Here is a 13,514-nt window from a genome sequence, read left to right as displayed (position 1 = left end):
TTCGCGAAGTATTGAAGGCGTGTGTAGACAGCGGAATTCGGGTCAAGGCCCGCGATGGAAAGCTGTTGCTGGACGATCCGGATAAGCGCTTGACCGCTGCGCTGCGCGAACGGCTGGTTACCCACAAAGCCGAGATCCTGACCTGGCTGCAAAGCGACAGCGGCGCAGGCAGCCTTGTGCCGATTCCGCGCCGTGACGCCAGGCAAGCCCCTCTGTCGTTTCCGCAGCGACGCCTATGGTTTATCGATCAGCTCGAAGGCGGCAGCCGCCAGTACAACATCCCGACCGCCATGCGCCTGCGTGGCCAGCTTGATGTACAAGCGATGCAGGCAGCGCTCGACCGCATCGTTGCCCGTCACCAGATCCTGCGTACGGTCTATCGATTCCAGGACGACGCACCGGTGCAGCAAGTGCTGGCGCCTGCGCCGATCCCGCTAGCGCAGACTGACCTGTCGGCGCTGGCGCCCGAGGTCGCGCTGTCGCGCGCGCGCGACCTAGCGATGCAGGAAGCGGCGCGGCCATTCGATCTTTCAGCTGACCTCATGCTGCGCTGCGTGCTGATTCGCTTGGCCGACGCGGACCATGTGGTGTTGCTGACACTGCATCACATCGCTTCCGATGGCTGGTCCAGCGGCGTGCTCGTCAACGAGTTCGTCGCGCTCTACCGCAATCGCGTCGCCGGGCTCGACGATCCGCTGCCGCCATTGCCGATCCAGTACGCCGACTTTGCCGCCTGGCAGATCGAAGAAGCGGGGCAAGGTGTGCTGCAACGCGGACTGGCCTATTGGACCCGCCAGTTGGAGGACCTGCCGGTCGTGCACTCGCTGCCGTTAGACCGTCCGCGACCAGCGCGCCAGCGTTTCGATGCACGGCAATCCAGTCGCCGCGTCGACGCCAGCCAGACCGAGGCCCTGCGCATGCTGGCGAAGGCGAATGAGGCCTCGTTGTTCATGCTGCTGCAGGCGGCACTGGCAATCGTGCTCGGTCGATTCGGCGCGACCGACGATGTCGTGGTCGGGGTGCCGCACGCCGGCCGCGATCGCGCCGAGCTGGCGCCGCTGATCGGCTTCTTCATCAACACCCTTGTGCTGCGTAGCGACCTGTCAGGCAATCCGACGCTGGTGGAGGTGATCGCCCGCGTACGCACCACTGCGCTGGATGCATTCGCTGCGGCCGATGTGCCCTTCGACCTAGTCAACGACACGCTGCGCCACGAACGGAGCATGGCTTACAACCCTCTGTGCCAGGTGAAATTCGTGGTCCAGAACCACGAGGCCGGAGAGCTTGCTTTGCCCGGGCTGCAGATCGAACCATTCGTCAACAATGTCGAGCAGGTGCATTTCGATCTGGATCTCAGTGTCGGCGAAGGCCGCGACGGGCTGACCCTGGCCTGGACCTACAAGGACCTGTTCGACGGCGCAACCATCGACCGTATTGCTGAGGCCTACCAGCAGGTGCTTGCGGCACTGCTATCCGATCCGCAGCAGCGGATCGACTCGCTGGCGCTGATCGACGCGCAGGAGCGCGAACAGTTGCTGGCGCTGGGCCGCGGCAGGTCACAGGCGCGCACGCGCGCACATGGCCTCATCGACGCGTTCCAGGCCCAGGCTGCGCGGAGCCCGCAGGCGATTGCACTGCGCGCGACCGAGAGCGGGGAGAGCACCGACTACGCGACCCTGGCCGCGCACGCTAACCGCCTGGCCCACGCGTTGCGCGAACAGGGCCTTGGCCCAGGCGATCGCATTGGGATCTGCATGGAGCGCGGGCTGGCACTGCCGGTGGCGCTGCTGGCGGTGCTCTCCAGCGGCGCTGCGTATGTGCCGCTGGACCTGCGGCAGGGCAGTGAACGCCTGGCACGGATCATCGCCGACGCCAACATCAGCGTGGTGCTGGTCGAAAGCAGCTCGGCGCCAGCCTCGCTGGGCGGGGTGGACATGCTGTATCTGGACGGCGCCGGCACCGATCCGGACTGGCTTGGCGAGTACCCCGCGCAGCCGCTGGAGACGAGGCTGGCCGATGATGCGATTGCCTACGTGCTGTACACCTCCGGCTCGACCGGCGAACCCAAGGGGGTGGAGGTGTTCCATGCCGGGTTGGCCGACTATTGCGCATTCGCGCGCGAGAGTTACTACGATCAGGCGCTGGATGGATCGCTGGTGGCGAGTTCGCACGCGTTCGACCTGACGGTGCCGTCGTTGTACGTGCCGCTGCTGGTAGGCGGGTGCGTGGAGCTGCTGCCGGCGGGAGAGGAGTTGCCGGCGCTGGCGCGGCGGCTGGAGCAGGCAGACGGAGCATGGCTGCTGCGGCTGACGCCCTCGCACGTGCAGGGGCTGCTGCAGCTGGCCGACGCATCGCCACGTGCAGGCGCGCATGCGTTCGTGATCGGCGGCGAGGCGTTCCCGGCGTCGCTGGCGCGTGCGTTGCAGGCCAAGTATCCGCAGGCGCGGCTGGTGAACCACTACGGTCCGACCGAGACGGTAGTGGGCTGCACATGGCAGCGGCTGGACCAGGCAGTGCTGTCGGGCGAGGGCACACTGCCGATCGGTCGAGCGATGAGCAATACGCGGCTCTACGTGCTGGGGCCGTCGGGTCAGTTGTTGCCGCGTGGGGTGCCGGGCGAGTTGTACATCGGCGGTGCGGGCGTGGCGCGCGGCTACGTGAACGATGCGGCACGCACGGCAGAGCGGTTCCTGGAGGATCCGTTCGAGGCGGGTGGGCGAATGTATCGCAGCGGCGACCGGGTACGCTGGCGAGCGGACGGGGCGCTGGAATTCCTGGGCCGGATGGACGGGCAGGTAAAGCTGCGCGGTTACCGGATCGAGCCGGGCGAGATCGAGGCGGTGCTGCGGGAGCAGGTGCGCGAGATATCGGTGGGGGTGCACGGGGAGGGTGCTACGGCACGCCTGGTGGCCTGGGTAAGCGGTGTCTCGGGCGAGGGCTGGGAGGAGGCGCTTCGCGCGGTGGCCACGTCGCGCTTGCCGACGTACATGCAGCCGTCGGTCTACGTACCCTTGGAGAGCCTGCCGCTGACAGCCAACGGCAAGCTCGACCGCAAACGCCTGCCGGCGCCGGAACGCTCCCGGGACGACTCGGCAGCGCCGGAGACACCCATAGAACGAGAGCTGGCGGCGATCTGGGAGCGTGTCCTCGGACTCGCACCGATCGGTCGCGGCGCCCATTTCTTCGAGCTGGGCGGTCATTCGCTAATGGCGATGCGCGTGGTCGGCGAAGCCAGCAAGCTGCTGCGACGGCGGGTGCCTGTGCGCATGTTGTTCGAACACCCGACCCTGCAGGCCCTCGCGGCGGCGCTGGAGGCGATTCCGGAGACAGCCGCCGAGACGATCCCCGGGGCCGACCGCTCGCAGCCGCTGCCGCTGTCCTACGCACAGCAGCGGTTGTGGTTCATCGATCGTCTGGAAGGCGACAGCGCCCAGTACAACATGCCGATGCAGCTGCGCTTGCGTGGTGCGCTCGATCCGGTCGCGCTGCAGACGGCGCTGGACAGCGTGGTCGAGCGCCACGAAATACTGCGCACGACCTACCATGCCGTCGACGATGGCGCCGTACAGGTCGTACACGCTGCACGTCCGCTGCGCATCGAGCGTGTCGATCTGACGGCGCTAGCCGCCGCGGAGCGCGAACGCGAGCTGGCCTCGCTGGCACGTGGGCAGGCGCGGCGCGGCTTCGACCTGGAGCGCGATCCTTCGTTGCGCTGCACGTTGGTCCGCCTGGGCAGCGAGGACCACGCCTTGTTGCTGACCCTGCACCACATCGCTTCCGACGGCTGGTCCAACGAGGTGCTGGTACGCGAATGCCTCGCCAGCTACACCGCACATCGGCGTGGCGAACCGGCTGCGCTGCCCCCGTTGCCGATTCAGTACGCCGACTATGCCGCGTGGCAACGCCTCGAACTGGCGCAGCAGGCCCAAGCCGGTGGACTGGCGTACTGGACCAAGCAGTTGGCCGGGCTGCCGGTCCTGCACGGCCTGCCGCTGGACCGGCCACGCCCGGCGCGCCAATCCTTTGCCGGTCGCACCTTGTTCGAGGTCTTGGACGCGCCGTGGACCGCGGCCCTGCGCGCGTTTTGCAGGCAGCACGATGCCACCTTGTTCGCACTGCTGCACAGTGTTTTTACCGTGCTATTGCGCCGGATCGGTCGCGAGAGCGACATCGTTGTTGGCATGCCGATGGCCGGGCGTGAACGCCACGAACTCGAGGGACTGGTCGGACTGTTCATCAACACCGTGGTCCTGCGTTCGGATCTGTCTGGCGATCCGGAATTCATCGAACTGCTACGCCGCAACCGGCAGGTGCTGCTCGATGCACACAGCCACCAGAATATTCCCTTCGACATGCTTGTCGACGAGCTCAGACCCGAGCGCAGCCTGAGCCATCAGCCGTTGGTGCAAATTCTGATCAACGGTTTCGAGGCCAGCGCGCCGTCACCGGAGTCGCCGGAAGATCTGGAAGTGTCGCCGTTGCAAGGCGATGATGCAGAAGACCTGTCCAAGGCCGATCTGACCCTGTACACGCGTGTGGTCGGAGAGCGCCTGGTCCTGAAATGGTCGTACCGCACCTCGCTGTTCGAAGAGGCGACCATCGCCCGTTTCAACCGCGCCTTCCTAAGCCTGCTGGAGGCGGCAGTCGTCGATCCGTCGGAGAGGATTTCCGACCTGCCGCTGCAGTCAAATCCGGCGCCCGCAACACCGCCGGAGGCGTCGAGCGCGGAGCCGGAACGGACATTCGATGGCGCTGCTCATGCGCAGATCCGTGTGCTGGCGATGCAGGCGCCGGACGCGCTTGCCTTGATCGACGAGCACGCGCGAATCTCGCGCGGCGAGCTCGAACAGCGGGTCGAGGCGCTGGCGCAGGAACTCGATGCGCACGGCCTGGGCCGCGGCGACGCAATTGCGATATTCGCGCCGCGCGGAATCGACTATGCCGTTGCGGTACTGGCGACATTGCGGATCGGCGCTGTCTACGTGCCGTTAGCGGTGGAGCTGCCCGATGAACGCCTCGGTTATATGCTTGGGGAGGCGCGGGTCCGCGCCCTGCTGGTGCGGAGCGATCTGCGCACGCGCCTCGCCGTCGCCATGCCGATCGTAATCGTCGATTCTCCGCGGGACGCCCGACCGGCGCGTCCGTGGCCGACGATGGCCGCCGACGATGCATCGCACATTCTGTTCACTTCAGGCTCGACCGGACAGCCCAAGGCGGTGCTCGGTACCCACGGCGCGCTGGCCAACCGGATCGGCTGGATGCACCGGCGCTTCCCGGTTGCCGACGATGAGATTGCCTGCCTGATCACCAGTACTGCCTTCGTGCGCGCGGTGTGGGAATTGTTCGTGCCCCTGGCCGCCGGGATGCCGGTGCTGGTAGTGCCGGCCGATACCGTCATCGATCTGGAGGCCTTCGCCGATCTGCTTGCGGCGCAGGGCGTCTCCCGGATCGTGACAGCGCCATCGCTAGCGCGCGCGCTAACCGAGTTGGGGGGCGCCTCCGTACGGCTGAAGGGACTGCGCTACTGGTTCGTCAGCGGCGAACCGTTGAAATCCGACGTTGCCGCACGCCTGCGCCAAACCTTGCCCGATACAGTGCTGTGCAATCTGTACGGCTCGACCGAGACGATGTCCGACGTCAGCTTCCAGGTTGTCGACGGTATTCCAGAACGCGCGTTCGTGCCGATCGGCAGGCCTATTGACTCAACCTCGATCCGAATCCTCGACGAGCGCCTGCGCGAAGTGCCGCACGGCCTGCCGGGTGAGATCTGCGTAGCCGGCGCCAACCTCGCCGCCGCCTACCTCGGCCAGGCGGAAATGACCGCAGCTCGGTTCGTCGACGTCGACATCGCTCCCGGCCGCACGCTGCGTCATTATCGTACTGGCGACCTGGGCCGCGTTCTGGACGACGGCAGCATCGAATGCCTGGGCCGCACCGATTACCAGGTCAAGCTGCGTGGCTTCCGCATCGAACTGGGCGAAATCGAGGCACGCCTGCTGCGCGCGGACGGTGTCAGGGAGGTCGTGGTGAGCGTGGTGGGGGAGGGCGACGGTGCGCGTCTTCTGGCCCATGTCGTTGCGGAATCGCCGCCAACCGATCCGCTGACGTGGAGCGAGGCCCTACGCGCAAGCCTGCGTGGCTGGCTGCCGGATTACATGCAGCCCTCCGAATTCGTACTGCTGCAACGCATGCCCCTGACCGCCAACGGTAAGATCGACCGTCGCGCACTGCCGCCGCCGCAGGCATCGGCGAGCGAGGTCCCGTTGGCCGGCGCCACAGAACAGGCCATCGCAGCATTATGGGACGAACTGCTTGCAAGCGGCCCCATCGATGCCCGCGCGAACTTCTTCCACTTGGGTGGCCATTCGTTGCTGGCCACGCGCATGGCCGGACTCATCGCTGCACGCCTGCGACGGCGGGTGCCAGTGCGTGCGGTGTTCGAGCATCCGACCGTGCGCGAACTGGCGGCCTACGTCGACCACAAAGCCGCAGCGGCGCTGCCGCCTGTGTGCCCGGTCGTTGATCAAAGCGAGCATCCGCTGTCGTTCTCGCAGCAGCGGCTATGGTTCCTCGATCGCCTGGAAGGCGGCAGCGCGCACTACAACCTGCCTATTGCAGTGCGGCTTCGTGGCGAGCTGGACGCAACGGCACTGCAACGTGCATTGGATGCGCTGATCGAGCGTCATCACGTGCTGCGCACCAGTTTTGCCGGCAATGCCGAGCAGGCGCATCAGATCGTGCGTGCGCCGATGCCAGCGCCGTTGCGCCGGGTCGACCTGCGCCAACTCGATGGCGACATCCGCCAAGCTCGGTTGCAGGAAGCAATACGCGAGGCGGCGACCGCGCCGTTCGACCTGTCCGCGGCACCAATGCTGCGTGCGCTGTGGGCGCATCTGGACCAGGACGATCACGTGCTCGTGGTCAATACCCACCACATCGCCTCCGATGGTTGGTCGAAGGGCATCTTGCTGCGTGAGTTCGTGACCCTGTACGAAGCGTTTCGCGTAGGCGACGACAACGCGCTGCCGCCCTTGCCGGTGCAATACGGCGACTTCGCCCGATGGCAGCGTGAGACCTTCGATCAGGAGACGCTTGCCCGCGAGCTGGCGTATTGGCGCGGTCAGCTCGATGGGCTGCCGCCGGTGCACGGGCTGCCGCTGGATCGTCCGCGCCCGGCGCAACGCGCATTCGCCGCTGGCCGCCTGCAGCGACAACTGAACCGTGACCGCGTCGAGCGGTTGCAGCGGATCGCGCGCGACGGCGATGCCACGCTATTCATGGCTCTGCAAGCCGCATTCGCGTTGTTGCTGGGTCGCTGGAGCGACACCGAAGACATCGTCATTGGCACACCGATTGCCGGCCGTCTGCAGGCCGAAGTCGAGCCGTTGATCGGCTTTTTCGTCAACACGCTGGTGCTGCGGAGCAATCTGTCGGGCGAACCGAGCTTCAGCGAACTGCTGCAGCGCAATCGCGAAATGGTACTCGACGCGTTCGCGCATCAGGCGACGCCATTCGAGGCGCTGGTGGAAGCGTTGGCACCGGAACGCGCGACCAGTCATGGTCCGCTCTTCCAGATCGCCTTCGCGCTGCAGAACCACGAACGCGCCGCACTGAACCTGCATAACTTGGAGATCGAACCGTGGGAACTTGGCGCGGCCGGCATTGACGGCGAACTGGCGCTGGTGGCCGCCGAAACCGGCGATGGTCTAAACCTCACCTGGAGCTGGGCCGAAAGTGTGTTCGAGCGCGCTACCGTCGAGCGCCTGGCCGATGGTCTGGAAGTCCTGCTGGATGCGATCGTCGCCAACCCAACGCAGCCGGTGCATCGTCTGCCGGTATGTGGCACCGCCGAGCTGGCGCGGCTACGTGAGCTGGAGTGCGGTCCCGTGTCGGCGCGCCCCAATCTGCAGGCGCAGACGTTGTTCGAAGCGGCTGCGCGACGGACACCCAACGCGACCGCGGTAGTCGATGCAGTCTGCTCGCTGAGCTATGCGGAGCTGGACCGCTGGGCTGAGGCCGCGGCCCTGCACCTGCGTGCGGCGGGAATCGGGCCCGGTCAGGTGGTCGCCTTGAGCACGCCGCGCGATGCAACGATGCCGGTGGGCGTCCTGGCCATCCTCAAGACCGGCGCAGCCTATCTGCCGATCGACCCGACTCAGGCGCCCGAACGCGCCGCAGCGATGCTCGAAGACGCCGGCGTCGTGCATTTAGTCGGTGCGGGGGCGCCGCCGCCATGGCACAGCATGTGCCGTTGTTGGGACCTGCGCGCCTTGCGCGCCGCCGCGTCCCCGGTGTCGTTGCCGGAGCCAGTCGACGACCGCGAAGGCGACGAGCGTCTGGCATATGTTGTCTACACCTCCGGCTCGACTGGCCGACCCAAGGGCGTGCAGCTCACGCATGCCGGCATAGTCAACCTGGCGCTGGCGCAGGCCGAGTTGTACGGCGCTGGTCCCGGGTCGAGGGTGCTCGCGTTTGCATCCATCGGCTTCGATGGCGCGGTGTGGGAGTGGATGATGGCGCTGACCTCTGGTGCCGAGCTGCACATCTGCGATGAAGAGCACCGGCACGCGCCAGCGCTGCTGGCCGACCTGCTGGTCCGTAACCGGATCACCCATGCCGCCATCCCGCCAGCACTGCTGGCCCAGCTCGATCCGGCTCTGGAACACGTGCCCGAGGTGCTGGTAGTCGCCGGCGAGGCCTGCGACGAACGCCTGGCCTGGCGCTGGGCGCAGCGCTGCCGCGTGGTCAACTCTTACGGCCCGAGCGAGGCAACCGTCGCCGCCACCGGGACCGACGTCGCGGTCGGCGAACGTCTTACGCTCGGACGACCGCTGCCGAATGTCTTGGTGCAGGTCCTGGATCGGCATGGCCAGCGCGTGCCGATGGGCGTGCCGGGCGAGCTTTGCATTGGCGGCAAGGGTCTTGCACGCGGCTATCTGGGCCAGCCTGAACTGACCTTGCAACGCTTCGTGCAGAGCGGCGGCGGTCGGGTGTATCGCAGTGGCGACCGCGCAATGTGGCATGCCGATGGCAGCCTGCTGTTCCTGGGTCGCGATGACCATCAGGTCAAGCTGCGCGGCTTCCGGATCGAGCTGGGGGAGGTGGAGGCCGCGCTACGCGCCTGCGACGGCGTGGCCGATGCGGTGGCCGCGGTGGTCGGTGCCGACGAATCGCGGCAGTTGGCGGCCTGGGTCGTGCCGACGACCGATGCGGCGGGAGAGGGCGGTGCGGTCGGGCCTTGGCGTGAACAATTGCGCCGCCGCCTTCCGGCCTACATGGTGCCGTCGGCATGGGCAACGTTGGCGGCCTTGCCGCTGACCCGCCATGGCAAGGTCGATCGCCGCGCATTGCCGGAACCGGCCATTCAAGACGCAACCGCGCATGTCGAACCCGCCACGCCCGCCGAGCATGCGCTGGCTGACATCTGGCGCGAATTGCTTGGAATCGAACGGGTCGGCGTGGAAAGCAATTTTTTCGACCTCGGTGGCCATTCGCTGTTGGCGACCCGAATGGCAGCCCAGGTTGCCGCCGTGCTGGGCCTGGAATTGCCGATTCGCGCAGTGTTCGAGGACGGCACTATCCGGGCGCTGGCGAAGCGGCTGGAACAGGCCGCCACAGCCGGCGATGGGCGGATCGAACCGGTCGGCCGTGAGCGCCCCTTGCCGCTGTCGTTTGCACAACGGCGGCTGTGGTTCGTTGATCGCCTCGGCGGCGATAGTCGCCAATTCAATGTCCCGACCGCCGTCCGCCTGCAGGGCGTGCTCGACGCCGAGGCAATGGCGCACGCAGTACGCAGTCTGGTCGAACGCCATGAGGTCCTGCGCACCGTCTACGCCGAGCACGATGGTGAGCCGGTGCAGCAACCGTTGCCGGTGCCTCCACATGTGCTGGAGCGGATCGACCTGCGCGGACTGGACGAGGCGGCGCGTGGCGAACGGGTAGGCGCGCTACTGCGCGAACAAGCCACTCGTCCGTTCGATCTGGGACGCGACCTCATGCTGCGTGCACTGCTATGCCGCGAAGCCGACGACCGCCACGTGCTGTCGCTTACCGTGCATCACATCGCCTGCGACGGCTGGTCGGTCGGCGTGCTGGTGCGCGAATTGGCCGAGATCTACACGGCTGCGCTAGAACGCAGACCGTCGATGCTGCCAACGCCTGTTCTGCAATACGCCGATTTCGCAGCGTGGCAGCGACGCATCCTCGACGGCGCGCGCCTTGACCGACAGTGGGACTACTGGAAGCGCCAGCTGGCCGAATTGCCCGCTGTGCACGGCCTGCCGCTGGATCTACCGCGTCCTGCACAACCCGAGTTCGCCGGAACCCGCCTACGTACCCGCGTGGACGCCGCTTGCCTGGCGCGCCTGCACGCGCTTGCGCGCCGACACGACGCCAGCCTGTTCATGGTAATCCAGGCCGCCTTCTGCACTCTGCTGAGCCGCTACAGCGGCGAGGACGACATCGTGATCGGCTCGCCGGTCGCCGGTCGCACTCATGCCGACACCGAGGCGCTGGTGGGCTTCTTCATCAACACGTTGGTACTGCGCAACGATCTGTCGGGCGACCCGGATTTCCATACGCTGCTGGCGCGCACCCGTGAAACCACGCTGGCGGCATTTGCACACCAGGATCTGCCGTTCGAGACCCTGGTGGACCGTCTCAATCCGGCACGTAGTCTCGGCCATTCGCCCCTGTTCCAGATCAGCCTGACCCTGCACAACCTGGCCTCGCCGCAGTTCGCGATGCCGGGTCTGAACGTGTCCGATGCGCGCGCAAGCGAGGACGTTGCCCGTTACGACATTGAATTGCACGCGAGCGAAAGCGACCGCGGCATCGAGTTCAGCTGGCTCTTCGCCAGTAGCCTGTTTACGCCGGAAACGATGCAACGGCTGGCGGACAGTTTGTGCGTGTTGCTCGATGCGCTGTCACGCAACCCAGATGCCACGGTGGCTTCGCTGCCGTTGCTGGACGGTCCGGGGATGGAGGCTCTGCAGGCATTGACCCGACCATCGCGGCGCGAATATCCGCATAGCACGGCGCATGCATTGTTCGAGCAACACGTGCGTCGTGATCCGGATGCCGTCGCCGTACTTGGTGCCGAGGAGTCACTGAGCTACGGCGAGCTCAATCGTCGCGCCAACCAAGTCGCGCACTACCTGCTGGAGCAGGGCGTGCAACCGGAGGCGGTGATCGGCCTGTGCCTGGATCGCGGCCCCCATCTGCTGGTGGGCATCCTCGGCATCCTCAAGGCCGGCGCCGCCTACCTGCCGCTGGATCCCGCGTATCCGGAAGAGCGGATCGAGGCAATGCTTGAGGATACCGCCGCCGAATTCGTGGTCACGCGCATGGACCTGGTCGAAGCGCTGCCGTGCCTGGGCGAGCGCTGCCTGCTGCCGCTGGATGAGCCTTTACGAGACGCGCTGCTGGGCGGACGATCTACGCAGAACCCGGAACGCGAGCTCGCTGCCGATGCATTGGCCTATGTCGTGTTCACCTCCGGCTCCACCGGTACCCCCAAAGGCGTGTTGGTCGAACATCGCGGCATGGTCAACCTGGCCCATGCGCAGAACGAGCTTTACGCTCTTGCCCCCCACAGCCGGGTACTGGCGTTTGCCTCGATCTCGTTCGATGCCGCCGCGTGGGAATGGCTGATGGCGTTGGCACACGGCGCCTCGCTGTATGTCTGCGATGAGGATGAGCGGCTCTCGGTACGCGCATTGCAGCGCCTGGTTGCGGACGGCGGCATCACGCATGCGACCCTGCCACCCGCGCTGCTCGCGCAGATGTCGCCGGCCGCGCACGCGGATCTACGTTGTCTGATCGTCGCTGGCGAGGCGTGTGATCCGCACGACGCCTGGGCCTGGTCGCAGTATGTGCCGCTGCATAACGCCTATGGCCCCTCGGAGACCACGGTTTGCGCGACCTCGGCGCAGGTGCGCCCAGGCGAACGGATCACAATCGGTCGGCCGCTGCCTAACGTCGCGTGCGCAGTGGTCGACGCGCACGGGCGCCGCCAGCCGATCGGCGTTGCCGGCGAGCTCTGGGTGGGAGGCGCCGGACTGGCACGCGGTTATCTGGGGCGTGAGGACCTGACCACAGAGCGTTTTGTCAACGACCCGGATGCGCTGCATACGCGCATGTACCGAACCGGTGACCTGGTGCGGCTGCTGGCGACGGGCGAGTTGGAGTTCCTTGGCCGAATCGACAGCCAGATCAAGATCCGCGGCTTCCGCATCGAGCCGGGGGAAATCGAAGCCCGTTTGCGCCAGGCCGATGGCGTCCGAGCTGCTGTCGTCACCGCGTGTGGCGACGGAGTAACACGGCGATTGGTCGCCTATGTCGTCCGCGATGGCGAGGAGAGCGCCGATATGAGGCTTGTGTTGGGCCTGAAGGCGATGCTGCGCCAACAGTTGCCTGAGTACATGGTGCCGGCAGCGATCGTGCCGGTGGACAGCATTCCGTTAACTAGCAACCGCAAGATCGACTTGCGCGCACTGCCGGCACCGAACTTCGCCCTGGCAGCCGATGTTGAACCGCCGGCCGACCAGGACGAGGCCACGCTGGTGGCACTATGGGCGGCCTTGCTGGGCGAAACGGTACCGGTCGGCGCCACGTCGAATTTCTTCGAGCTTGGCGGCCACTCGCTGCTGGCGATCCGCCTGATTGCGATGCTGGAAGCGCGTTTCGGTCATACGCTGTCGGTACGCGATGTGTTCCAGCATCCCACGCCACGCGAGCTGGCCGAGCGCTTGCGCGAGGACCATCCCACCCAAAGCGAGCAGGGGACTGCATGGGTGTCGTTCGGCGGCGATGGCGGCCGCCCGCTGTTTATGTTGCCGGCCGCTGGCCTGGGGGCGGCGTCTTACCTGGCACTGGCACGCGCGCTCGGTCAACAGGTCCAGATGCAGGTGTTCGAACCGCGCGGACTGGATGGTGCGCACCGGCCGCACGAGGATTTGATCTCGATGCTGGAGGTCTGCCTACCGGCGCTACGCGCACAAGCAGCCATTGGCGGTGCTCCCATCGTCTTGGTCGGCCATTCGTTCGGCGCGGCGCTGGCGTTCGAACTGGCATGCACGCTGGAACGCGAGGGCATCGAGGTGCAGCTGATACTCCTCGACAGCGTGCTGGAATTGCGTCGAGAGTGGCTGCAGGAGCAGCAGGGGGCAGTGCCGGAGCTTGCGCACGCGGTGGTTGTGCAACTCGCGCAGGTTTATCAGGCCCAGCGACAGATCATGCTGGACTATCGTCCAAGCACCCGATTTGGCGGCGTGGCTTGGCACCTTCGTGCCGAGCGGGGGCGTGCGATCGCGTTGCCGCGTGACGAGCTGGCGCGGCAGGATTGCAGCCATTTCCTTCGTCCGCCACGACACGCCGTGGTGCCCGGTGAACATCTGAGCATGCTGCAGGAGGCCTACGTCGACGCCCTGGCCGCTGCATTGCTCGATGCGCTGCAGCCGCAGCCGGCGCCTGCATGAGCACGTGCTCACGTCTATCCGCGCTTTGGCTGTCTG

The 13,514-nt window shown here is 66.6% G+C and carries 5 protein-coding genes; 1 reads left to right on the top strand and 4 read right to left on the bottom strand.

Annotated features, from left to right (window positions below; translation table 11 throughout):
* Positions 1 to 233: 233 nt before the first annotated feature.
* The 4 genes from DGN21_RS20185 to DGN21_RS20170 form a co-directional block, all read right to left on the bottom strand.
* Positions 234 to 410, bottom strand: a complete 177-nt coding sequence (locus DGN21_RS20185) for a hypothetical protein (RefSeq protein WP_252374721.1) — start codon at positions 408 to 410, stop codon at positions 234 to 236.
* Between the two features lie 120 nt (positions 411 to 530).
* Positions 531 to 770, bottom strand: a complete 240-nt coding sequence (locus DGN21_RS20180; RefSeq protein ID WP_252374720.1) for a hypothetical protein — start codon at positions 768 to 770, stop codon at positions 531 to 533.
* 60 nt (positions 771 to 830) lie between these two features.
* Positions 831 to 1,028, bottom strand: coding sequence for a hypothetical protein (locus DGN21_RS20175; protein WP_252374719.1), 198 nt, complete (start codon positions 1,026 to 1,028; stop codon positions 831 to 833).
* Between the two features lie 162 nt (positions 1,029 to 1,190).
* A complete protein-coding gene (locus DGN21_RS20170; RefSeq protein ID WP_252374718.1) occupies positions 1,191 to 1,340 on the bottom strand; it encodes a hypothetical protein in 150 nt (49 codons plus the stop codon).
* On the opposite strand from DGN21_RS20170, the gene DGN21_RS10405 reads away from it, so the two are divergent.
* Positions 1,335 to 13,478 carry a non-ribosomal peptide synthetase gene (locus DGN21_RS10405; protein WP_252374710.1) on the top strand — a complete coding sequence of 4,048 codons (12,144 nt, stop codon included), beginning with the start codon at positions 1,335 to 1,337 and terminating at the stop codon, positions 13,476 to 13,478. The genes DGN21_RS20170 and DGN21_RS10405 overlap by 6 nt on opposite strands.
* The last annotated feature ends 36 nt before the right edge of the window (positions 13,479 to 13,514 follow it).

Origin of the sequence: Xanthomonas sp. MLO165, assembly GCF_018831305.1 — a bacterium.
GTDB classification, from domain to species: Bacteria; Pseudomonadota; Gammaproteobacteria; order Xanthomonadales; family Xanthomonadaceae; genus Xanthomonas; species Xanthomonas arboricola.
The sequence above is the reverse complement of the archived record's forward strand: the minus strand, read 5'-3'. Positions and strand labels throughout refer to the sequence as shown.